Source organism: Dietzia sp. ANT_WB102, assembly GCF_008369165.1.
In the GTDB taxonomy this organism is placed as follows: domain Bacteria; phylum Actinomycetota; class Actinomycetes; order Mycobacteriales; family Mycobacteriaceae; genus Dietzia.
Window position 1 is genome coordinate 365,619 of the sequence record NZ_VOBA01000001.1, and the last position, 23,424, is coordinate 389,042.

Here is a 23,424-nt window from a genome sequence, read left to right on the forward strand (position 1 = left end):
GCGCGAGCAGTGCCCCGCGGTCAGTACCCCGGACGCCCCGGGTGATCGCCCCACCGCTCGCACGACCAGCCGCCGCCGTCCGGCGCGAGTTCGATGATCCCGCAATTGGGGATCCGGTTGTCCAGTGCCCACTGCGAGGGCACCGAGCCGGCGAACACGGAGACCATCCGCATCAGCGTGCCGTGCACCACCAACACCACATCGATGGCGTTGTCGAGGTAGGACTCGCGCAGCTCCGCGATCAGTGGCATGGTCCGCGCCTGCACGTCCAGGGCGCTCTCGCCGCCCGGCAGCCGAGAGTCGAGGTCGCCGCGCTCTAGCCAGTCGCGCACCATCCGGTTATAGGCCAGCAATGCCTCGGTGCCGGTCTGCATCTCGTAGCTTCCGGCCTGCACCTCGTGGACGCCGGGAACGGCCTGCGTGGGCAGGTTCATCTCCGCAGCGATCAGCCCGGCGGTCTCGCGGGCGCGGGCGGCTTCGGAACTGAGGACGACGGAGGGCCGGATGCCCGAGCCGGCGAGCTCCTCACCCACGAGCCGCGCCTGGTCGCGACCGAGGTCAGTGAGCGGGGCGCCCGGCAGTGCGGTGTCCAGGGCGCCCGCGACGTTCGAGGGGGTCTGACCATGGCGGACCAGGTGGAGGCGTGCGCTCACCCCGCGTCCTCCCCGCGGCGCAGCCCGTCGACCCACTGCAGCGCCGCCCCGCGATCCGGCGGCGGCGCACCGGCAGCGTTTCCACCGTCCGCGACGGGCCACGATCCGAGGTACCGCAGGTCGGCGGTCCGGTGGCGCAGTGCGACGAGCGCCTCGGCTACGGCAGGGTCCTCGAGGTGCCCCACGAGGTCCACGTGGAACAGGTAGGTGAACCGCTCGACGCGGGTCGGTCGGGAGCCGATGCGGGTGAGGTCGATGTCGCGGATCGACAGTTCGGTGAGGGCCTGGACCAGGGAGTTGGGTTCGTGCGGCAGTCCGAAGATCACGCAGGTGCGGTCGCTGCCGGTGCGGGGCGGCGGCGGGGCGGGACGGCCGACCAGTACGAACCGGGTGCGGGCGCCGCTCACGTCGGCGACGTTCTCGGCGAGCGGGACCAGCCCGTTGATCTCGCCGGCCCGGCCGGGTGCGGCGGTGGCGTCGGCGGTGCCGGCGGCGACCTCCTCGGCTCCGGCCGCGGTGGAGGAGGTGGTCTCGATGTGTGCCCTCGGCAGGTTCACCCCGACCCAGCGCCGGACCTGCGCCGCGGCGACGGGGTGAGTCCGCAGGACGCGCACGTCGGCGGCGGCAGTACCGGGCCGCACGAGGATGGAGAACACCACATCGAGTTCGGTCTCGGCGAAGATCTGCAGCCGGTCCCCCACAGCGAGCGCGTCGCTGGTGGGGTTGACGGTGCCGTCGACGGAGTTTTCGAACGGGACACACGCGTAGTCGGCGGTGCCGTCGCGGACCATGGCCAGCGCCTCGTCGGGGGTGCCGGCGGGGACCGCCTCGGCGTCCGCGAGCAGAGCCGAAGTCCGCGCGTCGGCGCGCAGTCGGTGCAGGGCGGCATCGGTGAAGGTGCCGGGCGGGCCGAGGTAGGCGACGGTGACCACGACGACAAGCCTAGCCAGCGTCAGGTGCCGTCGACGGACGCGAGGCCTGCCGTGACGGCCTTGACCCGCCCGTCGGGCACGAGAACGTACGTCACCACGTCGCGGATCGCCTCCCGGGCCGACCTCGACAGGCCCAGAATTCGGGCCGGGTCCGGCGCGCCTAGTGCCGCGCGCACATCCGCTCCGGTCATGGCCGCCACCGCGCCGGCGAGCAACGCCCACACCTGACCGGCGTCGGCGCAGCGTGGCACCAGCCCGGAACCGAACCCGACCCCGGAGTGCGCGGCTACCGCCAGCAGGCCCGCGAGATGATCGGCGGCGGGGCCGGCCCCAGCCAACCCGGGGGCTACGTCGACGACCGCAGGAGTACCCGCGGCGAGGACGTCAGCCACAGCGTCGAGCGTGGGTAGGCCGGTGCCGGCAGCGGACTCCACCACGACCGGGGCAGGCGCAGACCAGCGGGCCAGCGCCGACACCATCGAAGTCTCGTCGACAACAAGGTCGTCCAGGAGATCCGGTCTCGAAGGTCCGCGGCCGAGCAGTTCGAGCGACACTGTCATGACCTCAGGTCTACACCCCGGGCGTTGCTACGCTCTCCCCGATGGGTACCGACAACTCCCCCGTGCCCGAGTACGCGGCCGACCACCTCCCCGCCCCGGACGACGCCCCGGACGCCTCCCACCTCACACCGGAGGAGAAGCACGGGCCTCGCACCGTCTACGTGGCACTGGCCCTGCTGGCCGCGTTGCTCATTATCTCGGTAGCCACCGATCCGGCGTCAGTCCTGCCCAGGGACTCGACCCTGCACGGCGCCTATCACCTGGACAAGGCCTCCGGGTTGGAGCTGCAGGTGCCCGTCGGCTGGCGTGTGCAGAGCAACGCCGAGTTCGGGACCGTGGAGATGCGACCGGTCGGCACCGGGCGGGCCCTGGACACCCGCATCCTCGCCGGGCCCCTGGAATCCGGGATCGCCGCCGCGGCGATCGATGACGACCAGGGTGCGGCGACCGCCCTCGCCGAGACCGTTCAGATGTTTGTCCTGGGCGTGACCGGGGTCCGTGACGAACAACGAACCGTCCCCGTCGCCAACGAGGCGGGCACGGGCGCCTCGATCTCGTACGTGGTGGCCCCGAGCGGCGTCGACCATGACTCCGGCGGGCTCGTCTACGCCGCCGTCTTCGGTTCGGAGGGTCGCCGCTGGTGGGTGGCATATGTGACCACCGCGCAACGGTCCGCTCCCGGCATCCGGTGGATGGACCGGATCGTCGACCACGTCCGGCTCCCCTGGTGAGCGACTCGTCGACCCCCTGGTCCGGGGCGGGACGACTCCGACGCGCTCTCTCGCCCCGCGAGGCGTTCGCCAGGTATGCGGCTCGGTTCGACCCGGTCATCGATCCTCGAGTCCGCCGGTTGTTGGTGGCGGAGTTCGTCGTCGTCCTCCTCGTCACTTTCGGCCTTTCCGGCGCCTACGCCGTCCTCGACCTGGTCTCCGCCCTGCTCGCACCCACCGGTCTCGGGGAGCAGACCGCCGCGCTCAACGTCTCGCGTTCTGAGCACCCGTGGCTCGACCTGGCCTACCAGGCGCTCGGGGTGATGCGGCTGGTGGCATGGGCGCTGCTGCCACTGGTTTTGCTCGCGCACTCCGGGCTCCGCGCAAGGGCGATCGGTCTCGTGCGCGACCGGCCGGGGCGGCAGGTGGCGTGGGGGCTGGCGTTGACGGCCGTCATCGGCGTCCCCGGCCTGGCGCTGTACCTCGGCGCGGTCGCCGCCGGCGTCAACCTCCAAGTGTCCGCGTCGGGCCTGGGCGAGACGTGGTGGCGGCCTGTCGTGCTGGTGTTGTCCGCGGCCGGTAACGGCGCCGCCGAGGAAATCCTCGTGGTGGGCTACCTGCTGATCCGTCTGCGTCAGCTGGGGGTGCCACCCGCGCTGGCCCTGGTAGCGAGTGCCCTGCTGCGCGGGTCGTACCACCTCTACCAGGGATTCGGCGGCGGGCTCGGCAATCTGCTGATGGGCGTGGTGTTCGCACTGTGGTGGATGCGAACCCGACGGCTGTGGCCGCTGGTGCTGGCGCACACGCTGCTCGATGTGGTGGCGTTCGTCGGCTACGCACTACTGGCCCCGCACGTGTCGTGGCTGTGACGCTGGTCCCGCCGGGGCGGTGGGACCCGCCGACCGCGGGGCCGGGCAAGTAGAGTCCGATCCCATGACCGACGACCCCAGGCGCCGGCACCTCACTCCGGAGGAGGCCGCCGAGCTTCGGCGACGCGCGCGCGAACGCCGCGGTTACGCCGACCCCGGCACGTCGGGCGATCCGTCGGCGCGACCCGACCAGGCCGCCCGGCGGGACCCGCGCGCAGCGGGCCGTGAGCGTCCGGCGGGTCGCGCCGGATACCAGCCACGTCAGGACCCCGAACCGCTGTCCCCGGAGGAGCGGGCGCGTTACGCCGGACGCGCCCGCCGAGATCCGCGCGACCCCGGTGATCTCAGAGCCACGCGGGCCCCTCGCGACCCACGAGCCTCCCGAGACCCCCGGGATCCACGAGCTGCCCGAGATCCCCGCGCCCGAGACCCGCGAGCCGCCCGTGACCCCCGGAACCCGAGGCAGCCGTCGGGCGCCCCGACCGGGTCGCGCGATCCCTACCGCCAGCCCGTCGACCGCCGCGGCGGTCGACCGGACCGCCGGCCCCCACGCGGGTCGGCCGCGATGCCGCCTGGCGGGCGACGCACCCGCCGCACCCCGCGGCGCCGAATCGGGCCCCTGAGGATTCTCGGTCTCGTGCTGGTCCTCGTGCTCACGCTCGGAGTGATCAGCGTGCTGTGGGCGGATTCGACACTCCAGCGGATCGACGCCTTGACCGACTATCCGGGGCGCGGCGGCAACACACCCGGCACCGTCACGCTCCTCGTGGGCACCGACTCGCGGGAAGGGCTGACCGCCGAGCAGCAGGCCCAGTTATCGACCGGGTCGGAGTCCGACGCCGGTGGCAAGCGCACGGACACCATGATGCTCGTTTACACCCCCCGTGGCCGTGATCGGACGATGCTCATCTCGCTGCCACGCGACCTGCTGGTCGACATCCCCGGGTACGGCGAGAACAAACTCAATGCCGCCTACACGTTCGGCGGCCCGCCATTGCTGACCCAGACGCTGGAACAGCAGACGGGCATTCGGATCGACCACTACGCGGAGATCGGGTTCGGTGGGTTCGCGGGGATCGTCGACGCCGTCGGTGGGGTCGACATCTGCATCGAGGAGCCCATCAATGACCCGCTCGCCGGCCTCGATCTGGCGGCGGGCTGCCAGACCCTCGCCGGCCCGCAGGCCCTGGGGTTCGTACGCACCCGCTACGGTTTCGCCGAACAGGACCTGCAGCGCGTCCGCAACCAGCGGCAGTTCCTCGGTGCGCTCATGCATAAGACCCTCTCACCCGGGAATCTGCTCAACCCGTTCACGTCGGTGCCGTTGCTGAACTCTGGTGCCGAAGCTGTCACCGTGGACACCGGAGACCACATCTGGACCCTCGCGATGGTCATGCGCAAACTCAGCAACGACCCGCTCACCGTCACCGCACCGCACGACGGGATGGCGTCGGGATCCGTGGGTTCCTACCTGGTGTGGGGACCCACGACCACCGGGTTCTTCGACGCGCTCGCCGCCGGGCGGACCCCTGGACAGGAGTACCTCGACACCGGGCCGTGAGCGGCACCGGTCAGCCGGCCGGGGTGATGGAGACGATCCCCCAGGTTCCGTCCGCGTTCTCGGCGACGCGCACGCGTTGCCGGATCAGCACCGGGGCTGCCTCCGGTGGGTACTCGGTGAGGTCCACCTCTAGCAGGGTGGGTGAGAGTTCGCGCAGCTCCACACAGTGGGTCGTGCCCTCTGGAACCTGCTCCACCCCCTCGACGCGCAGCTGCTCCTCGGTCATCCGGCTCGACGGCGCGACCGCCTCGAACGCCTTTCCGACCGAACGTTCCACGTAGTAGGCGTGGTCGAAGGCCAGCACCGCGCCGGCGGGCGTCTCGAGCGAGCCCGGTCCGGAACCGACCACCCGGCCCGGTTCCGACACCTCCACGCACCCCGAATCCTGCTCCGCCACCGGGCTGACGGCCCCACGGGCAATGACGTACCCGAGGACCGCGGACCCGCCCAGCACGGCGACGCCGGCGGCCACCAGAAGCGCTATCCGCGCCGGGCGGCGGTCCACCACCGCACGGGAGGCCGGCTCAGGATCATCCGGTCGATTCGAGACCGCGACCGGGGCGCCGAGGGAGAGGGTGGACAGGCCGTCCGCGTCAGACGGAGCGGTTCGGCCGGAATCGTAAGGGTTGGTGCGGTCGGAGTCCCCGGACGGCAGCCGATCTGACCCCGGGGGGCCGACTGGATACTCTGCGGGCGGGGGACCGCCCGATCCGACGGACCTGGCACCGGGGCGGGCGGAGCCACCGGCGGCACCCAGGGTGATCCGGTTGGGCGGCGGGGCCTGACCCGGGGGATCCTGCTCCCGCGCTGCGGCCCGCGCGACGTCCGGACCGGTCGCCGCACCAGCCGACCGGTCCGCGGCCGTCACGCCGGGGATCGCGTGCTCTGGGGTCGGCCCGGACCGCAACCACGGCGGAACCGTCACCTCCGGGGGACGGGGCCCCTCATCGTCGTCGCCCGTCCTCGGTCGGTCGGCCACGCCGCCCCCTCATTCCACGCCTGGTCGCCTCGTCGGATCTCCGGCGGCCACAAGTGCCACCGGACAGGATCCTAGAGGCCACCGCGCCCGGTCGGGGGTCCGTACCGCGAGGACCGGGCGGGAGGAGGTCCGTCTAGCGGAGGGTGACCTGGCGGGCTCGCAGGCCGTCGCGGGACGAGCGTTCGTCCGAGGTGAGGGGCGTGTCGTCGGCGAGCGCCTCGGCGAGCCGGGCGTCGAGCTCCTGCAGCGCCGGCACCCACTCCTGGTGATGCATCTCGCGGTCTAGGTCGAACACGGGCACGAGCAGCCCGTGCGTGCGGAACGACCCGGCGAAGCGGGACCCCTCGCCCAGATCGAGCGCCCCGGTCGCGTGCACTCGGGCGAGCGCCTCGAACAGGTCGTCCTCGTCCTCCGGCCGCACCCAACGGATGTGCGCCTTCTCACCGGCATCGACCCACCAGGCCGCCTCGATACCGTCGGCGGTGACCCGCGCCGACGGCATCATGACCTCGTTGGCGTTGCGGATCGCCTGTGCGATCTCGGGGCCGACCTCCACGCCCTCGGCCACCCACCACGAGAAGTCGTCGTGGACCACGATCTCCAGCGGCGCATCGGCGACCACGACGTCGGCCAGCCCCGGGGTGGAGTCGGTCGGGTGTGACGAGGTGAGCGTCTCCCCGCCACCGGCGCGGCTCGCCCAGTCCACCGCGTATGCCAGATCAGCCGCCGGGTCCGGTCCGTGGACCTGGACCTGGAGGCCCACCATCGCTTCCCCGCCGAGCCCCTCGTCGCGGACCAGTCCCGCGATGGCGCCGGGCAGGACGGTGGCCAAGGTGACCTCCCGTCCGCCTTCGACCGGGGTGAGTTGCGCGGTCGCTGATGGCACGAATTCGCGCATCGCCACCATGTCGCACTCCCCGGCGAACCCGGCGAACGGCCGTGGCTCGACGCTCAGTTCCTCACGCTCGGCCGCGCGCGCGGCGATCTTGGCCTGGCGGTTGCCGCCGGCCTTGGGCTCATTGTGCCGATTCCGTCTACCCACGATCCCCACATTACGGTGCGCCTCCGTCGCCCGCCCGCATAGGCGTCAAGCTTTGTCAGCCGCCTGCGGGCACCTTGCTCCGGGGAGCGCCCCCTCCGAGGACTGCCAGGGCCCGCGACGGGACGTTGGTGCCCACCCAGTCCACTCCGAGGTCGCGACACAACAGCAGGTCGGCGGGGTCGTCGACGGTCCAGCAGTAGGTGCTCAGCCCCCGTGATCGCCAGTACTCGACCAGCCACGGCCGTGTCCGCAGCAACCCGATGCCCGCCCCCATCAGCTGGGCGCCGCACCCCTCGGCGGGCCACGATTTGAAGACGTTCCGGCGCCCGCGCAGCTGCACGGTCGGCACGTCGGGGGCGAGGGTGCGGAAGCGCCGCACGGCCGCGACCGAGAAGCTCATCATCACGGCGCGCGAGTCGGCGAAGGACCCGGACCGGTCGAGACCGAAGTACCTCAGCTCGTCCCTCAGGGCGGTCTCGACCCGACCTCCGGACGGCACCGGGTGCTTGGTCTCGAGGAATAGCCGGACCTGCGGGTACGCCTCGGCCATGGCGAGGAAAGCGCGCAGTGTGAGCACGTGTTCGGGGGCGCGGTGCACGGGGTGCCACGAGCCCACGTCGAGGGCGGAGACCTGCTCGAGCGTGCTGGCGTGGACCAGCAGGTTCTTGTCGGCGACACGGGCGGTGCTCGCGTCGTGGAGGAGGACGGGAACCCCGTCGGAGGTGAGCCGGACGTCCACCTCGAGCCCCTCGGCGCCCTGTTCGAGGGCCTGGAGGTAGGCGACACGGGTGAGTTCGGGGAATTCCGCCGAGGCGCCGCGGTGCGCGACGACTCCGCAGCGGGTGGAGACGGGTGAGGGCAGGTGGGTGGTCGCGGGGACCGTCACGTCTCACTCCTTCCGGGTTGCGGACGTTTCCAGAATCCCCACCGCGATGAACCTGCGGGTGAACCGCGGGGAAGGCTCACTGAAACTCTCCATGACACCCCGGGTCTCGCGGACCGCCCACACGGCGGCGAGGGCGGCCAGTGCGGTGAGCAGGACGGTGTCGGCGGCGGCCTGGGCGCCGTCGCCGCTGCCGCGCCACAGGGCGACCGCGACCGCCAGCGCGTTGACGGCCCAGGCCGCCCACCAGCGGCGCAGTTCTGTCCGGGACGGGGCGCGGGTCGACACTCGGCGTAGTTCCTCGAGGTAGACGGGGAGCCGGAAGAAGTTAATGACGACGAGAAGGCTGCCCACCCAGAGGCCCGTCCGTGAACGGGGGTCCCGAACCGGTGCGTACGCCCGTCGCCGCGTCTCCACGAGCCATGCCGTCGCAGTGACCGCCGCAGCGACCCCTACGGCGATGGCGACGATCCCGGTCACCCAGACCAGTGCGGAGGTGAGGGCCTCCAGCCACCACGGTGCGAGCCGGTCCGCATACCAGGACAGGGCGGCGTACCGCAGACCATGGGCCACGGCGGTGGCGACGAACCATGCGCCGGCCGCCCGCATGATGCCGGGGGCGGCGGTGGCCAGGCGGGCCGGTGTCGGCTCGGCCGGCTGCACCCGGCGGCGCGGTATCGCCACGGGCGGCAAGCCCCAGTGGGGAGTGGCGGGATAGGTGGGGGTGCGATCGCCCCACGCGGGTCCGGTGCGGCGCCGCGGGACGGGTGGCCGCGTCACGGGCGTCGGGGGGCGCCACGGCGGATGCGCGACCCAGCGCCACTGCCCCTGCCGCCGCGGTGTGGTCATGGCGACCATGCTGACACAGGACAGGTGGCGCGGGACGGCGGTGTGCCGGACCCTAGATGCATGTCCGTGAGCTGCCTGCGCGTCCACGACCTCGTCTCGGGAGAAGTCGATCCCGGCGGTGCCCACGTCGTCCTCGTAGACCGGCTGTGGCCTCGGGGCGTGAGCAAGGAGTCTTTCGATCATGACGAGTGGTGCAAGGACGTGGCCCCGTCCGACGACCTGCGCCGCGAGTTCCACCACGGCGAGGTGGACTTCGACCGGTTCGCGGAGCGGTACCGGGAGGAGCTGTCCCGGAACCCCGCAGCCGATGAGGTGGCACGCCTGACGGCGCTGGCGACCGACGGCGACCTGGTGCTCGCCTACTCGGCACAAGACACCGAACACAACAACGCTGTGGTGCTCGCGGACGAAATCCGCGCAAACGCCCGCTGACCGGCCCTTTTAGACCGGATACCTGTCACATTCCGCGAACGATGCGAACAGTTTGCGTGCCCTTCGTCACATTAGGGGTGACGGACCGCGGCAGCGTGTGTATGGTCATTCTCAGTAGTTGAAATCGTTCGTTGTATTTCTGTAGATCCACCGTCCTTGCGAGAGGACAGTGCGGCACCGCAGGGAAACACACAGCACGCTCTCTGCTGCAGCATCCGGTACTCCGACAAGCGGAGTACCAACTCTCGAAAGGACGCCACTATGGCTACCGGTACCGTGAAGTGGTTCAACGCCGACAAGGGCTTCGGCTTCATCGCCCCCGACGACGGCTCCGCCGACGTCTTCGCCCACTTCTCCGCCATCCAGGGCTCGGGCTACCGCTCGCTCGAGGAGAACCAGCAGGTCTCCTTCGACGTCGCGCAGGGCGCCAAGGGCCTGCAGGCGGAGAACATCACCCCGATGTGATCTGACGTCAGAGCGATCTGACGTTTAGAGACTCCACGAGAGGGCCCGGCAGGAGAAATCCTGCCGGGCCCTCTCGCATGTCCGCACAAGTCTCTAGGCCCCTCGGACGCCTAGAGACTTGTGCGGTGCTGGAAAGCCCGCTCTGGCTCAGATGGGGCAGGCGACGCCGCTGCGAACGTGACAGTCGTAGCCGCCCGGATTCTTGACGAGGTACTGCTGATGGTAGTTCTCGGCGTAGAAGAACCTGCCGGACCGAACATCCTCCAGTTCGCCGATCTCGGTCGTCAATGGCCCGTAGCCTGCGGCGTCGAGCTCCTTCTGGTAGCCGGCAGCGAGACGGCGGGCCGCCTCCAGCTGCTCCGGCGTGGTCGTGAAGATTGCCGAGCGGTACTGCGTCCCCATGTCATTGCCCTGGCGCATCCCCTGCGTGGGGTCGTGCCACTCGAAGAACGTGGCCAAAAGCTTCTCCACCGGTAGCACTTCGGGATCGAAGACGACCAGGACGGCCTCGGTGTGGCCAGTCGCGCCGGTGCAGGTCTCCTCGTACGTGGGGTTCGGCGTCCACCCTCCGGCGTAACCGGCGGCGGTCGTCCAGACCCCGTCGAGTTGCCAGAGCACCTTCTCCGCACCCCAGAAGCAGCCCATGCCGAGCACTATCGATTCGTGGCCCTCTGGGAACGGCGGGACCATCGGGTTTCCGGTGACGATGTTCTCCGGCGCCACCACCACCTGTTCCGCCCGGCCCGGGAGCGCCGCCTCTGCCTCGACGACGGTGGTCGCCGTGCGCATTGCAGCTTGTCTGATCGCGTCTTGTAGCCAGCCCATGCCGCCAGGGTAACCCTGTCCTCCACTCGTGACCCCGCCGTGACGTGACCAATCCCACATCGGGCGTTAGGGTGGTCGCTATAACGACCGAGGGGGTGAACTCGACGTGACCGCTACACAACCCGCCGCACAACGCCTGCGCGCGATTTTCGAAGCTGGGCCGCCGGAGCCTTTCGAAGGGTCCGGCTGCAGCGATCACGTACGCCGCCGCAACCTCCGTGTGAGCGTCGCGATCGCGCTGGGCCTCCTGCTTGTGCTCATCGCCCTCATTGCGCTCTGAGCAGGGACGTTCCTTCACTCGAGACAGTCGCGTGCGACGCGTACGAGCAGGGGCGCCCACGGTGCGCACGAGTGCTCAGGCAGCGTAGCGATGTGGGCCATCTCCCCCATCGTCACCCACCGGACCTCCTCGATCTCGGCACGAGGCCGCTGATCCCCGTCGACCTCGGCAGCAAATACTTCGGAGATCAACGAGAAGCCCGGTTCGTTGGCGGTGGCGGTCTCGAACCGACCGAGGAATGTGAGCCCGTCGGGGGCGATGGTCACCCCCAGTTCCTCGTCTACCTCGCGGACAGCGCACGCCACCGGCGACTCCCCGGCTTCCCACTTCCCGCCGGGCAGCATGTAACGCTCGGTTCCCGTCTTCCGCACTGTCACCACTGCCCCGTCGGGCCGGGTGAGCACCACGGCGGAAACCGAGATGACGCCGGCCCCAGAAGCCATATCGGAGTGATCCACGTTCCCGATCATGGCAGGCCACCGGATCCGGTGCCGACCGACGGCAGTGCAGCCCGACGCGGCGCTTTGCAGATCACTATGGTGGGGGTGGACGTCGTGACGGGCGCCACGGGCGACGCCCGCGTGCAGCCCGCCACTCAACCGAAAGGACACTCCACTATGGCCGAGTACGTTCTTCCCGATCTCGACTACGATTACGGCGCTCTCGAGCCGCACATCTCCGGCGAGATCATGGAACTGCACCACTCCAAGCACCATGCGACCTACGTCAAGGGTGCGAACGACGCCATCGAGCAGCTCGCCGCGGCCCGCGAGGACGGCAGCATCGCCGCCAAGGCCCCGCTGCTGAGCAAGAACCTGGCCTTCCACCTCGGCGGCCACACCAACCACTCCGTGTTCTGGCAGAACATGTCGCCGAACGGAGGCGACAAGCCCGAGGGTGAGCTGGCCTCCGCGATCGACGCCGAGTTCGGCTCCTTCGACAAGTTCCAGGCCCACTTCAATGCCGCCGCCACGACCCTGCAGGGTTCGGGCTGGGCCGTCCTGGGCTGGGACCACATCGGGCAGCGCCTGATCATCCAGCAGCTCACGGACCAGCAGGGCAACATCTCGATCAACATCACCCCGCTGCTGATGCTGGACATGTGGGAGCACGCCTTCTACCTGCAGTACAAGAACGTCAAGCCGGACTACGTCAAGGCTTGGTGGAACGTCGTCAACTGGGCGGATGTCGCCCAGCGATACGCCGCCGCCAAGGGCTGAAGGCAGGCCTAGCGCTTCACGGCTCACTGAGCTCGTTGCGGCCCGGGTGGGGATCCTCCCCCGCCCGGGCCGCTGCTCATTCGTCGCCGCACCGGGTATCCGGAGCGGCGCCCTGGGAAGGACCCACCGGACGAGCGTCCGATTGGGTAGCGTGCGCCCCATCGCGGTGATGTGAATCACCGTTGCACGCGCACCCGGGGAGAACAGATGTCCGACAACCGAATTACCGTCAGCCGCCGCACCGTCCTAAGCGGGGCGGCCGCACTCGGCGGGGTCGCGGCCCTGCAGTCGCTCCTCCCGGCGGTCGCCTCCGGCCAGTCGACCGCCATGTACGTCGGCCGCGGCATCGGCGACATGACCGGAGAGCCGCTGGGCGCGGGCATGAACGGCTACGCGGACACCGAGCAGCTCTCCGTAGGGCTGCACTTACGACAGAGGGCCCGCGCCTTCATCTTTGCCGACTCGCCGTCGTCGCACCGATTCCTCCACGTCACCGCCGAGACCGGTCTCATCTTCCAATCGATTCAGCAGGAGGTACTTCGCCGGCTGGCCGCCGAATTCGGCGACACCTACCACGAAGGCAACGTGGTCATCACCGCCACGCACACCCACGTCGCGCCCGGCGGGACATCCGGTCACCCGATGGTCGACCTGACGATGCTCGGTTTCCGACCGGTGACCTTCGAGGCCAATGTCGCCGGAATCGTCGACGCCGTGCGCATGGCCCACCGCGACATGGCGCCGTCGAGCGTCGGGATCAGCACCGGGGCTCTCCACGACGCCAGCGTCAACCGCTCGCGCGGTTCGTTCGACCGCGACACCCCCGAGGAACGGGCGCACTTCCCCGAGGGCATCGACCCGAGGTCGCAGTCCCTGCAGATCACCAGGGACGGGCGGCTGGTGGGCGTGCTCAACTGGTTCGCTGCCCACGCCACGTCGATGACCTCGCACAACCAGGTCGCCTCCTCGGACAACAAGGGGTACGCGGCCTGGCACTGGGAACGCGAGGTGGCCGGGCAGGACTACCTCGACGGCAGCACGCCACACCTCGTCACCGCGTTCGCCCAGACCAACCCGGGCGACGTGAGCCCTAACCTCGAGCTCTCCCCCGGTCACGGGCCGACCGCTGACGAATGGCTCAACACCCGCACGATCGGCGAGCGGCAGTTCGCGGCCGCTCGCGACCAGGTCGACCGAGGGGTCCGCCCGCTCGGTAGCGGCGTCGACGTCCGGCACCGCTGGGTGGACATGTCCGCGGTGGAGGTGAGACCCGAGTTCACCGGCGACGGTCACACGCACCGGACGGCGGTGGCAGCCCTGGGCGCGTCCTTCGCCGCCGGCAGTCAGGAGGACGGGGGCGGTGGAGACGAACTGCCCTTTATGGAGGGCGACCGCGGCGGGAACCCGGTGATCGCGGCCATCGCCGATGTAGTCATGCCGGCGTGGCTGCGGGAGGCCCACGGCGCCAAGGAGATCCTTCTCCCGGTGGGCCTGGTCCCGAACGCGATCCAGCGCGTGTACCCGTTCCACCTAGTCCGGCTGGGCTCGCACTACCTGTTCACGTTGGGATTCGAACCGACCGTGGTTGCTGGCCTGCGGTTGCGCCGGACGCTGTCCGCGGAACTGGGGGTGCCCGAGGACCATGTCACCATCCAGGGGTACTCCAACGCGTACGGCCACTACATCACGACGCCCGAGGAGTACTCGGCCCAGAACTACGAGGGCGGTGCGACGGCGTTCGGGCCGTGGACACTGCCCGCCATCCAGCAGGTCGCCGCCGAGCTGGCCCGCTCGATGCGGGCCGGGACGCCATTGGATCCCGGCACCTTCGAACGGGACCTCACCGGACAGATACCCGTTTCCCCGCTGGGCAATCCGACCGTGGACACCCCGGCCCCATTCCGGAACTTCGGGGACGTCCTGGACCCGCCGATGGCCGAGTATCGCGTCGGCCAGCGCGTCGCGGTGCGGTTCTGTGGCACCCACCCCAATTCCGACCTTCGCCGGGGAGACACGTACCTGGCGATCGAACGCCGCGAGGGCGACCGGTGGGTGCGGGTTCATGACGACGGCGACTGGTCCACGATGATCGTGTTCGAGGGCCTGCTGACCGTCACAAATGCGCTCGTCACCTGGGACGTCCCGCCGGGCACTCCGGCCGGTGCGTACCGCGTGGTCTACACAGCTTCGGGCCGCGCGATCGACGGCAGCCTGTTCCCCGTGAGGGGGGAGAGCCCGGCCTTCGACGTGCGCTGACGGCGGGTCTGGGACACTGGGGGCGACATTCGTTGCACTTCCTAGTGCTCGTTCTCCCTAAACGAAAGGACTTCGCCCGTGGACATCAAGGGTGCTTCCGTCATCGTCACCGGCGCCGCCTCCGGCCTGGGCAATGCCACCGCGCGTTCGTTTGCCGACAAGGGCGCGGTCGTGTTCGGCCTCGACCTCCAGCAGTCCATCGACAAGGCAGTCGAGCAGGGCATCGATGAGGGCATCACCCTCCTCGCCGCTGACGTCACCAGCGAAGACGACGTCAAGGCTGCCATCGCTCGCGCCACCGAGGCCGCCCCGCTGCGTGTGGTGGTGAACTGCGCCGGCATCGCCCCGGCCGCCCGCATCGTGTCCAAGCGCGGTGTGCACGCCCTCGACCTGTTCGAGACCTGCATCTCGGTGAACCTCGTCGGCACGTTCAACGTCTTGCGTCTGGCCGCCGAGGCCATGTCCACCCAGGACACGGTGGACGAGGACGGCCAGCGCGGCGTCATCATCAACACCGCCTCCGTCGCCGCCTACGAGGGCCAGGTCGGTCAGATCGCCTATGCCGCCTCGAAGGGTGGCGTCTACTCGATGGGCATCTGTGCCGCGCGTGACCTCGCGCAGTTCGGCATTCGCGTCAACACGATCGCCCCGGGAACTATCGAGACCCCGATGCTGCGCGGTCTGACCGAGGAGTTCCAGAAGACCCTCGAGGCCTCCATCCCGTTCCCGTCGCGTCTCGGCCGCCCGTCCGACTACGCGCAGCTGGCGAACGCGATCGTCGAGCAGGACTACCTCAACGGCGAGTGCTTCCGCATGGACGGCGCTCTGCGCATGGCCCCGCGCTAGGACGTGCCACGCCCGTGCGGGCGAAAAGATGATCGAACAGCACTGTGGCCCGCCCCTTCAAGGGGCGGGCCACAGTGCTGTTGCGGCTGGGTGTCAGCCGCGGCCGTTGTCGGTCACGGGGCCGGGAGCAGGCGCCGGTGCGGCTGCGGGAGCCGGGGCCCACGGCAGCGGCGGCAGTGGCGGCAGCTCGATGCCGGCGTCGGTGAGCGCCTGGTGGATCTCCGGCGCAAAGTAGATACCCGCACCGAGGGCGCCGAGTCCCAGGGCTGCGGGCACCAGGGAGCCCGTATTGCTCGACCCGATGATTGTGGTGGCACCCTGGCCGATGCCGAGCGAACCCGCGATGGGGGCGTAGATCGGGGCGAGCGAACCGGTGGTCGGCTCACCGATGAGCGCCGACCCAGTGGTGTCGACGGAGCCCGTGCCGTCCGCGGGGCTGAGCGAGTTCACGCCGGAAGAGGCGATCGCCTCGGACAGCGATCCGGACAGGGACCCGGTGGTCGGCTCACTGATGAGCGACCCGCTGGTGTCGAGGGAGCCGTTAAGGTTTGCGTTGCCCTCCAGGATGATCGAGCCCAGGTCCTGTCCGGCGGAGCCGTTGCCCGCCGAGTCCCCGCTGCCGGAGCTGAGCTCGCCGAGGCTGCCGGCGTCGAGGCTGCCCTGCGCGTTGGCGACGCCCGTGGCGCCGAACATCGCGAGGGCTGCGGCCGCGGTGAGGGCGGCGGCCTTGCGGGTGGTGAACGTCATCGTGTGCGTCTCCTCGTGTGGAAAGTGTTCCCAGGCGCGGAGGCTCGTAGCCGGACCACCCCGGGCAGGGCTCGACGGCGCCGGATCAGTGTTGCAGGGTCCGGATCCGACCGTCCTTGCCTCACCCTATCTGTGTCCTCAGGCAGTGAACGGCGAGAACTTAGTTAAATCTTAGTTATGAAGTCAGGTCGACAGTGGTTCGCGCGGTGCGCTTGTGACCTGCTCGGCGGCTATCCATCCGGTCCGGTGACGTTGCCGGCGTGTCACGCCGACCCAGAACGTGTGATCCAGTCGCGCACAGCCCGCGTGGCCAGCACGTCGTCCTCGTTGTAGGCGAGGATGCGGGCGCGGCCGGCGTCCCGCTCCACACCCCGCGCCGCCTGCGCGTCGCGATACCAGCCGAGCGAGGCCTCGCCGCCGGCCTCGGGATCGCGCCACGTGAACCCGGCGGCCGGGGCGACCACCTTGAGCCCGAGACCCGAGGTGGAGACGAACTGCGTGGAGACCGCCTCGTGCACGTCGACCCACAGGGGGGACGAGATGAAACTCCGGACCTCGGCGACGGAGGGGACGCCCTTGACGACGGCGAGGGTGCCCTCCGGCCCGAACCTGCCCGCTGACGAGAGCATCCACCCGTTCTCGGCGGACCGGGAATAGCAATAGGCGCGAAACGACCGGCCCTGCCCCGCCGCCCTGTCCCGGATACCGGTGAGCCAGCGCCAGAACTGCGCGAACGAGCGCCCCTCGTCCGGATCCGGCAACCGGGCCCAGGTGACGAACGGGCGGTACTCCTCGGACTCCAGAGGCCGCCCGTCTCTCAGCGTGAGCAGGGTCCCCCACAGGTAGGCGCCGTCGTCGAGGTGACTCTCCAGGTCGACGTCCACCTCGATGTCGGCGCGCGGGATGCTCGGCCGGGCCACCTTGGGGACGACCACCTCGCCGTCGCGATGGGCCCGGGCCCGCAGGATCGCGTCCGAGAACGGTTCCCCGTTCCAGTCCACCGGTCGGTCCGGCCCGGCCTCCGCCAACTGCGCTACGGTGCGGATACCGTGCGCCCGAAGTGGCCCCACCTGTCCACCGCCTACGACGAGACTGACGTCGTCGGCCATGACCAGCCGGTCGCGGCAGCCCTCGACGGGCCCGTCCCGGCCATTCCACCCCTCCCACCAGGGGCAGGTACGGCACTCGCCGATCCGGCTGGGCGATGTGTCTAACTCCCCCCGGACCACCGCCAGCCGCGTCGCATGGGTGCTGTCAGCGGCGTCGAGCACGGGCTGCAGATCGTGCACCACCGCCCGCGCCGACCCCAACCCCAGCACCGCGCCGACCGGGGACGAGGCCGCATATCCCACAGCGTGGAGCAGCCACCAGGCGTGGACGAGCCGGTCCAGGTCTGCGGGATGGCGTCGCACCCGGAGCGTGGGGTCCGGCGCAGGCGCCCAGTCGAGCAACCGGGTGACCGTCGCCGTCGACGAACTCCTGCCCCGCCGTGGATCGACCACCTTGTGGTTAACCACCAGCACCGGCGCGTACCCACCGCCGGGCACGGCTGCCAGGGTGCACCGAATGCCCGCCCTGCCACTCTGAGGGTCGGCGGGGAGGGCTGCGCCCCACACCAGGGCCACCCCGGCAGCCAGGGCCCGGAGGGTCGCCCTCTCGTCGTCGTCACCAGGTATGTCCCCCGGCAGATCAGTCCAGTGGTCCCCCACCACGTCGACCACCGCGGCGTCGGGTCGCGCGTCGCGCAGCGCGCGCTCGCGCAGACCCGCGCGACGATCCGCCGCCGCCATGGCCCGCAGCCGCACACCCTCGTCGACCGGTGCCGTCCGCCACCACCCAGGTTCGGCGTCACGCTCTCGGGCCAGACGGTGCAGACATCTGGCCCCCGAGGCCGGCCCCACCACCGTCGCGTCGGGGGCCCGGCGCGTGGTGCTCCCGGCGTCCTCCATCACTGTCCATCATGGACCAGGCACACTTCACACAACGGTCCGGATCCTCACCGCGCGCCGATTCGCCTAGGCTGGAGACCTGATGTTCGCGACGAGAGAAGGATCGACGCCCATGGGCAAGCTGACGACCTACCGCGACAAGCGTGCCGAGCTCCGCGCCCATGCAGCGGCGCTCAAGTCCACGGCGATGACCGAGGCCAAGCTCGCTGCCAAGGAGACCCGCAAGAAGGCGAAGGAAGCCCACCGCGTGGAACTCGCCGAGGCCAAGGAGCGCGCGAAGCTCGAGCGTAAGAACTCCGACCGCAAGGCGAAGCGGGCGGAAAAGCGTGCCGACAAGCGCGCCAAGCTTGACCGCAAGGCCGCCAAGCGGAACCGCAAGAACGAGAAGGTGCACGCCAAACAGGAGCGCGCCACCATCAAACGCGAGGCAAAGCTACTGGCTAAGGATCGCAAGCTCGCCGAGAAGATCGACTCGGCCGGCCGCAAGCACGAGTACCAGCTCGCGGAGATGGAGCTGAAGAAGCTCGAGGGGACCAAACTGAACAAGGACGACCTACAGCGGTGGCTGAATATGGCCAAGGTCGCCACCCCGATACTGCTGCCGCTCGTCTACAAGGCCGTCTCCAACGTGCAGGGATCGCCGGGCAAACCCGCTGGCCCCGGTGGCGTGGATATCCAGGCCGCCGGAATCAACGCCACCGGCCCGGGTGCCGCACTCGGCGCTCGCATCGTCCGCCTCGAGCAGACCCTCGACCACCTCGACGTGAGCCGCGGCAGCGAGCGTGAGGTCAAGGACTTCATCACCTCCACCCGGAGCCGGCTCACAGACCTGCGCACGGCCGTCGAGACCGCCGAGACCACACCGACCGCGCAGCGGCGCGAGATCCACGCAGCGATCTCCGGCGAGCTCGACAGGATCAACAAGGACGTCTTCGCCCGCTTGGGGGTCAAGGCGTGACGATGCTCCGTGGCCGCCTGGCTTCCGTCGCCGTCGCGGCCGCCCTGGTCGGCGGGGCGGCCGCGCCGTCCGTGGTGCTCGCCCCGGTCGCCACCGCACACTCCGTGTTGATTTCAGTCGACCCCGAAGACGGCTCGGAGCTCGACGCCTCGCCCGGCCAGATAGTTCTGAGCTTCAACGAGGAGATCAACCAGAATTTCGTCTCCGTGGCCGTGACCTCCGAGGACGGCCAGGCCAACCGGGTCGCGGGCAAACCCACCGCGAGCGGCGAGACGGTCACCGCCCAGGTCGAAGATCTCGAGCCCGGCTCCTACACCGTCGGCTACCGCGTCACCTCCGCGGACGGGCATGTCGTGTCCGGGTCTTCGGCATTCACCGTGGCGGGCGGGGCCGGCGGCGCGGGGGCCGAGGCAGGTGCCGACGCGGGAGCCGACGCTCAAGCGGACGCCGCCGATGAGACGTCGGGCGAGGACTCGGGCATGAACCCGGCGATCTGGGTTGTCGGTGGCCTGGCGATCTTGCTCATCGGCGGGGCGTTCCTCCTGCTGCGCCGCGGGAACTGAGCCGGGTCCACGACGTCGGCCACGGGCCTGCGCGGATTCTCACAGTCCCCGGGGTCGTCCAGCGGGCGCCCCATACCGGAGGGGTCCGTCCCTCACGCGGCGCTACCCCCACGATGTACACCGGAGGATAGCGCTGCCGTGTACACCGGGCCAGTGCATCCGAACTGAGATGCGCTGGCCCGGTGACTTACTCGCCCTCAGCGGTCCATTTCGACGGCACAGGCCCTGCTGGCGCGTACTTTCTACCCGCGTAAGCCAGAGTGCCAGCGCGTCCGGCATGGGCTGCGCTGGGAGAATGCCTAGACGTCCCGTCCGGGCGGCTGGCACGGACGTCCGCACCTGACGCCCGTGCCAGCCGCCGCCTACCGCCCCGGCAGGAAGCGCATCGCGTCGGTGGCGGGCGCGAGCAGCTGCTGCCACCGCTTGCGGGGCAGGAACGACGGCCCGCCCAGGTGCATGACGCGCTGCGTGGCAATCGTCTGAGCCTCGGTGTATTTCAGCAGCCCCTCATCGCCATGGCGACGGCCCACCCCGGAGGCGCCCATGCCGCCCATCGGTCCGGCGATCGAACCCCACCCCGCGACGTAGCCCTCGCCGACGTTGACCGTGCCGGTCCGCAGGCGCGCGGCGATCTGCTCGCCCTCGGCGTCCGATCCGGCGAACACTGACGAGTTGAGCCCGTACTCGGTGTCATTTGCCCGGGCGATCGCCTCCTCGACCGAGTCGACCGGATAGATCGACACGACCGGGCCGAAGGTCTCGTCGCCGTAGCAGGTCGCGTCCTCGGGCACGTCGGTGAGCAGGGTGGGCTCGTAGAACAGCGGGCCCAGGTCGGGCCGCGCTCGCCCCCCGGCGAGGACGCGAGCACCCTTCGCGACGGCATCGTCGACGTGGTCCGTCACGGTGTCGAGCTGGTCACGGGAGATGAGGCTGCCCATCTCGGCCTCGAAGTCGTAGCCAGGGCCCACGCTCATCGCACGCACACGCGCAGTGAGGGTCTCGATGAGCTTCGGGGCGACCGACTTCTCCACGTACACACGCTCGACCGAGATGCACAGCTGGCCCGAGTTGGAGAAGAAGGCGCGAGTGGCCACCTCGGCAACCTCATCGAGGTCGGCACCCGCGGTGACGATCATGGCGTTCTTGCCGCCCAGTTCCGCGGAGTACCCGATCAGTCGCTCACCGCACTGTCGGCCCAGCGTGCGGCCCGTCGCTGTGGAGCCGGTGAACATCAGGTAATCGACGTTGTCGACGATCGCGCCTCCGACGGTCCCGCCCGAACCCGGCACGACCTGGAACAGCTCGCGCGGCAGGCCGGCCCGGTAGAGCATGTCGGCAGCGGCGAGGGCGCAGAACGGGGTGAGTGACGCCGGCTTGATCACCACGGCGTTGCCGGCGGCCAGGGCTGCCAGCGCATCGGTGGCGGCGAGGTTGAGCGGGTAGTTCCACGGGGCGATCACACCGACGACGCCCTTGGGCTGACGACGCACCACCGCCTTGGTCAGCCCCGGCAGCATGCCCTGCACGCGTTTGGGAGCGAGCAGGCCGGGTGCGGTCCGCGCGTAGTGGCGGGCGGTGATGAGGCAGTCGAGTACCTCTTCCTGCGCTGAGGCGCGACTCTTGCCGGTCTCGGCCTGGACGATGTCCATGAGTTCGCCGCGGTTCCGCATGACCTGTGTGGCGAACCGGGCGAGTACGGCGACGCGGTCCTTCACGTCACGTTCGGCCCACGCGACCTGCGCCGCCCGAGCCCGCTCGACGGCTGCGGTCACGTCGTCGGCGGTACCGGCGGGGATCTCTGCCAGCGGCTCGCCGGTGAAGACCTCGTTGATCACCGTCGATGGGCGACTCGAGGGGTCGGCCAGGAATTCGGGGATCGCGACGAGGTCGCGGAGGCGGTCGTACACACGGGGCGCAGGTCGGCTCATGGCTCCGATGTTACCGGCGGGTAAGGATCTGTGTGCGGGTCTCGCGGTGGCAGCCCGACAAAACGGGGCTTGACCCTGACGTCGCGTCAGGCCCCACGCTCGTGGATGTGAGAGATGCTGGAGCAATGACAACGGGTGGGGTGCCGGGCCGGGCACCGGGCGAGGGCCTCACCGTGGGCGCGGTCGCTGGGCTGGTCGGCGTGAGTGTCCGGACCCTGCACCACTGGGACCGGATCGGGCTCGCTCCGGCGAGCGGACGAACGTGGTCGGACTACCGGGTTTATGACGACGACGACGTCGCCCGCATCCACCGGATCCTGGTCTACCGCGAGCTGGGCTTTCCACTCGCGCAGATACGGGGCCTGCTCGACGACCCGGATGTCGACGCCCGGGCACACCTGACCCGCCAGCGCGAGCTGCTGGTCGGGCGCATCTCGCACCTGCAGGAGATGGTCTCCGCAGTGGACCGCCTGAAGGAGGCGTTGGCCGTGAACGCACCGTTGACACCCGAGGACCGGGCCGAGATCTTCGGCACCGACTGGAATGAGGAGTGGCAGGACGAGGCCGCCGAACGCTGGGGAGAGACCCCACAGTGGGCGCAGTCGCAGCACCGCGCGGGGTCGATGTCCAAGGACGAGTGGGCGCGGGTCAAAGCCGAGGCAGAGACCTTGAACACCGACCTCGCCGCCGCCAAGCGGGCGGGTGTCGACCCGTCCTCGACCGAGGCCGCAGCGCTGGCGGAGCGGCACCGGGCGTCGATCGCACGGTTCTACGACTGCACGCACTCGATGCAGGTCCTGCTGGCCCGCATGTACCGGCAGGACCCGCGTTTTGCCCGGACCTACGAGTCTCTCGAACCGGGCCTGACCGAGTGGCTCGCGACTGCCGTCGAGGCCAACGCCAGCGCGAACGGCGTGGACCCGGATGCCGCCACCTGGAGCTGACACGACTCGGCGCGCGGGAGCGTCGGTGGGCAGAGTCGGACCGCGACCGTACGCTGGCCCGCATGAGCCGATGGACCACCGCCGACATTCCCGACCAGACCGGGAGGACCTTCGTGGTCACCGGGGCGAACTCCGGACTGGGCTTGCACTCCACCCGCGCGCTGACCGAGGCGGGAGCCCGCGTGATCATGGCCTGCCGCGACACCGGCCGCGCCGAGGCCGCCCGCGCGGGCTTGGAGCACCCGGACCGCGCCGAGATCGTCGAGATGGACCTGGCCGACCTCGATTCGGTGCACGCGGCGGGTGAACTACTCGCGGGCCGCGCGCCGGACGTGCTCATCAACAATGCGGGACTGATGAACATCCCGCGGTCGCGCACAGTCCAAGGCCACGAAATGCAGTTCGGGGTCAACGTGCTCGGCCACTTCGCGCTCACCGGACATCTCGCGCCAGCGCTCACCGACCGGGTGGTGTGGCTGGGCTCGATCATGCACCGCTTCGGCCAGGTGGACCCGGACGACCTGGACTGGACCCGCCGCCGCTACTCACCGATGGCGGTCTACGCCGCCTCGAAACTGGCCTGCGTGATGCTGGCCTACGAGCAACAGCGCCGACTGGCGGCCGCCGGGTCGACGCTCAAGTCGGTGGCCGCCCATCCCGGTTACTCCGCGACCAACCTCCAGTACCGCAGTGGCAGCCGCGCGCAGGACCTGCTGATGAAGGGCGTCGAGAGGATCCCGTACCTGGTGCAGCCAGCCGAGCGCGGCGCCCTGCCGCAGCTCTACGCCGCGACCGTGAAGTCCGTGCCGGGCGGCGCATACATCGGACCGAACGGGCCCGGCGAGCTCACCGGGTACCCGACGACCGTCAACTCCACCAGGGCCTCCCACGACCGCGATGTTGCCGCCGCACTGTGGGACAAGTGCCGGGAAATGACCGAGCAGGGGTGACCCCCGCTCGGAACCGCGCCGAG

Annotated in this window: 24 protein-coding genes and 1 pseudogene; 13 read left to right on the forward strand and 12 right to left on the reverse strand. The window is 70.2% G+C overall.

The genetic code is table 11. The features are described from left to right. Nucleotides 1-20: 20 nt before the first annotated feature. The 3 genes from FQ137_RS01650 to FQ137_RS01660 are packed head-to-tail and all read right to left on the reverse strand — an operon-like array spanning nucleotide 21 to nucleotide 2,145. The gene (locus FQ137_RS01650; protein ID WP_149290845.1) at nucleotides 21-653 is read right to left on the reverse strand and encodes a histidine phosphatase family protein; all 633 of its coding nucleotides are present in this window, start codon (nucleotides 651-653) and stop codon (nucleotides 21-23) included. Next, nucleotides 650-1,585: a prephenate dehydratase gene (gene pheA, locus FQ137_RS01655; protein ID WP_149290846.1), complete on the reverse strand. Its 936-nt coding sequence runs from the start codon at nucleotides 1,583-1,585 to the stop codon at nucleotides 650-652. Before pheA ends, FQ137_RS01650 begins: the two co-directional genes overlap by 4 nt. Before the next feature lie 20 nt (nucleotides 1,586-1,605). Continuing rightward, the gene (locus FQ137_RS01660) at nucleotides 1,606-2,145 is read right to left on the reverse strand and encodes a hypothetical protein (protein ID WP_149290847.1); all 540 of its coding nucleotides are present in this window, start codon (nucleotides 2,143-2,145) and stop codon (nucleotides 1,606-1,608) included. Between the two features lie 26 nt (nucleotides 2,146-2,171). On the opposite strand from FQ137_RS01660, the pseudogene FQ137_RS01665 reads away from it, so the two are divergent. The 3 genes and pseudogenes from FQ137_RS01665 to FQ137_RS15470 all read left to right on the forward strand — a co-directional run. Continuing rightward, a pseudogene (locus tag FQ137_RS01665) lies at nucleotides 2,172-2,876 on the forward strand (APA family fibronectin-binding glycoprotein); the annotation flags it as partial. Continuing rightward, on the forward strand, nucleotides 2,873-3,724 hold the full coding sequence (locus FQ137_RS01670; protein ID WP_149290849.1) for a CPBP family intramembrane glutamic endopeptidase: 852 nt from the start codon (nucleotides 2,873-2,875) through the stop codon (nucleotides 3,722-3,724). The pseudogene FQ137_RS01665 and the gene FQ137_RS01670, both read left to right, overlap by 4 nt. A gap of 64 nt (nucleotides 3,725-3,788) precedes the next feature. After that, nucleotides 3,789-5,285 carry an LCP family protein gene (locus tag FQ137_RS15470; RefSeq protein WP_255583344.1) on the forward strand — a complete coding sequence of 499 codons (1,497 nt, stop codon included), beginning with the start codon at nucleotides 3,789-3,791 and terminating at the stop codon, nucleotides 5,283-5,285. A gap of 10 nt (nucleotides 5,286-5,295) precedes the next feature. Here FQ137_RS15470 and FQ137_RS01680 read toward each other — a convergent pair whose 3' ends face one another. The 4 genes from FQ137_RS01680 to FQ137_RS01695 all read right to left on the reverse strand — a co-directional run bounded on the left by FQ137_RS01680 (nucleotide 5,296) and on the right by FQ137_RS01695 (nucleotide 9,038). Further along, nucleotides 5,296-6,264: a hypothetical protein gene (locus tag FQ137_RS01680; protein ID WP_149290850.1), complete on the reverse strand. Its 969-nt coding sequence runs from the start codon at nucleotides 6,262-6,264 to the stop codon at nucleotides 5,296-5,298. Between the two features lie 133 nt (nucleotides 6,265-6,397). Continuing rightward, nucleotides 6,398-7,309: a DUF5926 family protein gene (locus FQ137_RS01685; protein WP_370452371.1), complete on the reverse strand. Its 912-nt coding sequence runs from the start codon at nucleotides 7,307-7,309 to the stop codon at nucleotides 6,398-6,400. Nucleotides 7,310-7,361: 52 nt separating this feature from the next. Continuing rightward, nucleotides 7,362-8,192 (reverse strand): glycerophosphodiester phosphodiesterase family protein, encoded by an 831-nt coding sequence (locus tag FQ137_RS01690; protein WP_149290852.1) that lies wholly within the window; start codon nucleotides 8,190-8,192, stop codon nucleotides 7,362-7,364. Between the two features lie 3 nt (nucleotides 8,193-8,195). After that, nucleotides 8,196-9,038 (reverse strand): DUF4328 domain-containing protein, encoded by an 843-nt coding sequence (locus tag FQ137_RS01695; protein ID WP_255583347.1) that lies wholly within the window; start codon nucleotides 9,036-9,038, stop codon nucleotides 8,196-8,198. Nucleotides 9,039-9,098: 60 nt separating this feature from the next. Here FQ137_RS01695 and FQ137_RS01700 point away from each other — a divergent pair, with 60 nt between their 5' ends. Both FQ137_RS01700 and FQ137_RS01705 read left to right on the forward strand, forming a co-directional pair. Continuing rightward, a complete protein-coding gene (locus tag FQ137_RS01700; protein ID WP_149290853.1) occupies nucleotides 9,099-9,470 on the forward strand; it encodes a DUF488 domain-containing protein in 372 nt (123 codons plus the stop codon). Nucleotides 9,471-9,731: 261 nt separating this feature from the next. After that, a complete protein-coding gene (locus FQ137_RS01705; RefSeq protein ID WP_007629661.1) occupies nucleotides 9,732-9,935 on the forward strand; it encodes a cold-shock protein in 204 nt (67 codons plus the stop codon). A 147-nt stretch (nucleotides 9,936-10,082) separates the two neighbouring features. Here FQ137_RS01705 and msrA read toward each other — a convergent pair whose 3' ends face one another. Further along, nucleotides 10,083-10,760, reverse strand: a complete 678-nt coding sequence (msrA, locus tag FQ137_RS01710; protein ID WP_149290854.1) for a peptide-methionine (S)-S-oxide reductase MsrA — start codon at nucleotides 10,758-10,760, stop codon at nucleotides 10,083-10,085. A 106-nt stretch (nucleotides 10,761-10,866) separates the two neighbouring features. Between msrA and FQ137_RS15295 the strand changes: the two genes are divergently transcribed. Further along, the gene (locus tag FQ137_RS15295) at nucleotides 10,867-11,040 is read left to right on the forward strand and encodes a hypothetical protein (protein ID WP_188064719.1); all 174 of its coding nucleotides are present in this window, start codon (nucleotides 10,867-10,869) and stop codon (nucleotides 11,038-11,040) included. Nucleotides 11,041-11,054: 14 nt separating this feature from the next. Here FQ137_RS15295 and FQ137_RS01715 read toward each other — a convergent pair whose 3' ends face one another. Continuing rightward, nucleotides 11,055-11,498, reverse strand: a complete 444-nt coding sequence (locus FQ137_RS01715) for an NUDIX domain-containing protein (protein WP_255583354.1) — start codon at nucleotides 11,496-11,498, stop codon at nucleotides 11,055-11,057. A 159-nt stretch (nucleotides 11,499-11,657) separates the two neighbouring features. Between FQ137_RS01715 and FQ137_RS01720 the strand changes: the two genes are divergently transcribed. The 3 genes from FQ137_RS01720 (at nucleotide 11,658) to FQ137_RS01730 (ending at nucleotide 15,362) form a co-directional block, all read left to right on the forward strand. Then, nucleotides 11,658-12,260, forward strand: a complete 603-nt coding sequence (locus FQ137_RS01720; RefSeq protein WP_149290856.1) for a superoxide dismutase — start codon at nucleotides 11,658-11,660, stop codon at nucleotides 12,258-12,260. 207 nt (nucleotides 12,261-12,467) lie between these two features. Continuing rightward, the gene (locus FQ137_RS01725; RefSeq protein ID WP_149290857.1) at nucleotides 12,468-14,516 is read left to right on the forward strand and encodes a neutral/alkaline non-lysosomal ceramidase N-terminal domain-containing protein; all 2,049 of its coding nucleotides are present in this window, start codon (nucleotides 12,468-12,470) and stop codon (nucleotides 14,514-14,516) included. Between the two features lie 78 nt (nucleotides 14,517-14,594). Next, a complete protein-coding gene (locus FQ137_RS01730) occupies nucleotides 14,595-15,362 on the forward strand; it encodes an SDR family NAD(P)-dependent oxidoreductase (RefSeq protein WP_149290858.1) in 768 nt (255 codons plus the stop codon). 93 nt (nucleotides 15,363-15,455) lie between these two features. Here FQ137_RS01730 and FQ137_RS01735 read toward each other — a convergent pair whose 3' ends face one another. Both FQ137_RS01735 and FQ137_RS01740 read right to left on the reverse strand, forming a co-directional pair. Further along, nucleotides 15,456-16,109 carry a hypothetical protein gene (locus FQ137_RS01735; RefSeq protein WP_149290859.1) on the reverse strand — a complete coding sequence of 218 codons (654 nt, stop codon included), beginning with the start codon at nucleotides 16,107-16,109 and terminating at the stop codon, nucleotides 15,456-15,458. A 263-nt stretch (nucleotides 16,110-16,372) separates the two neighbouring features. Continuing rightward, nucleotides 16,373-18,058, reverse strand: a complete 1,686-nt coding sequence (locus tag FQ137_RS01740) for a TM0106 family RecB-like putative nuclease (RefSeq protein WP_149290860.1) — start codon at nucleotides 18,056-18,058, stop codon at nucleotides 16,373-16,375. Nucleotides 18,059-18,170: 112 nt separating this feature from the next. On the opposite strand from FQ137_RS01740, the gene FQ137_RS01745 reads away from it, so the two are divergent. Beyond that, nucleotides 18,171-19,016 (forward strand): DUF6474 family protein, encoded by an 846-nt coding sequence (locus FQ137_RS01745; protein WP_149290861.1) that lies wholly within the window; start codon nucleotides 18,171-18,173, stop codon nucleotides 19,014-19,016. Nucleotides 19,017-19,018: 2 nt separating this feature from the next. Further along, nucleotides 19,019-19,579 carry a copper resistance CopC family protein gene (locus FQ137_RS01750; protein ID WP_149292574.1) on the forward strand — a complete coding sequence of 187 codons (561 nt, stop codon included), beginning with the start codon at nucleotides 19,019-19,021 and terminating at the stop codon, nucleotides 19,577-19,579. A 362-nt stretch (nucleotides 19,580-19,941) separates the two neighbouring features. Here the strand turns inward: FQ137_RS01750 and FQ137_RS01755 are convergent, their stop codons facing one another. Beyond that, on the reverse strand, nucleotides 19,942-21,507 hold the full coding sequence (locus FQ137_RS01755; protein ID WP_188064723.1) for a succinic semialdehyde dehydrogenase: 1,566 nt from the start codon (nucleotides 21,505-21,507) through the stop codon (nucleotides 19,942-19,944). A gap of 125 nt (nucleotides 21,508-21,632) precedes the next feature. On the opposite strand from FQ137_RS01755, the gene FQ137_RS01760 reads away from it, so the two are divergent. Further along, complete coding sequence (locus FQ137_RS01760) at nucleotides 21,633-22,451, forward strand: MerR family transcriptional regulator (protein WP_149290862.1); 819 nt, start codon at nucleotides 21,633-21,635, stop codon at nucleotides 22,449-22,451. A gap of 62 nt (nucleotides 22,452-22,513) precedes the next feature. Further along, nucleotides 22,514-23,401: an oxidoreductase gene (locus FQ137_RS01765; protein WP_149290863.1), complete on the forward strand. Its 888-nt coding sequence runs from the start codon at nucleotides 22,514-22,516 to the stop codon at nucleotides 23,399-23,401. The last annotated feature ends 23 nt before the right edge of the window (nucleotides 23,402-23,424 follow it).

Coding starts and splice junctions, on each gene's coding strand:
- FQ137_RS01660 (WP_149290847.1), bottom strand. CDS start 2,145: ATGACAGTGTCGCTCGAACTGCTCGGCCGCGGACCTTCGAGACCGGAT.
- FQ137_RS15470 (WP_255583344.1), top strand. CDS start 3,789: ATGACCGACGACCCCAGGCGCCGGCACCTCACTCCGGAGGAGGCCGCC.
- FQ137_RS01695 (WP_255583347.1), bottom strand. CDS start 9,038: ATGACCACACCGCGGCGGCAGGGGCAGTGGCGCTGGGTCGCGCATCCG.
- FQ137_RS01700 (WP_149290853.1), top strand. CDS start 9,099: ATGTCCGTGAGCTGCCTGCGCGTCCACGACCTCGTCTCGGGAGAAGTC.
- FQ137_RS01705 (WP_007629661.1), top strand. CDS start 9,732: ATGGCTACCGGTACCGTGAAGTGGTTCAACGCCGACAAGGGCTTCGGC.
- msrA (WP_149290854.1), bottom strand. CDS start 10,760: ATGGGCTGGCTACAAGACGCGATCAGACAAGCTGCAATGCGCACGGCG.
- FQ137_RS01720 (WP_149290856.1), top strand. CDS start 11,658: ATGGCCGAGTACGTTCTTCCCGATCTCGACTACGATTACGGCGCTCTC.
- FQ137_RS01725 (WP_149290857.1), top strand. CDS start 12,468: ATGTCCGACAACCGAATTACCGTCAGCCGCCGCACCGTCCTAAGCGGG.
- FQ137_RS01735 (WP_149290859.1), bottom strand. CDS start 16,109: ATGACGTTCACCACCCGCAAGGCCGCCGCCCTCACCGCGGCCGCAGCC.
- FQ137_RS01740 (WP_149290860.1), bottom strand. CDS start 18,058: ATGGAGGACGCCGGGAGCACCACGCGCCGGGCCCCCGACGCGACGGTG.
- FQ137_RS01745 (WP_149290861.1), top strand. CDS start 18,171: ATGGGCAAGCTGACGACCTACCGCGACAAGCGTGCCGAGCTCCGCGCC.
- FQ137_RS01750 (WP_149292574.1), top strand. CDS start 19,019: ATGCTCCGTGGCCGCCTGGCTTCCGTCGCCGTCGCGGCCGCCCTGGTC.
- FQ137_RS01755 (WP_188064723.1), bottom strand. CDS start 21,507: ATGAGCCGACCTGCGCCCCGTGTGTACGACCGCCTCCGCGACCTCGTC.
- FQ137_RS01760 (WP_149290862.1), top strand. CDS start 21,633: ATGACAACGGGTGGGGTGCCGGGCCGGGCACCGGGCGAGGGCCTCACC.
- FQ137_RS01765 (WP_149290863.1), top strand. CDS start 22,514: ATGAGCCGATGGACCACCGCCGACATTCCCGACCAGACCGGGAGGACC.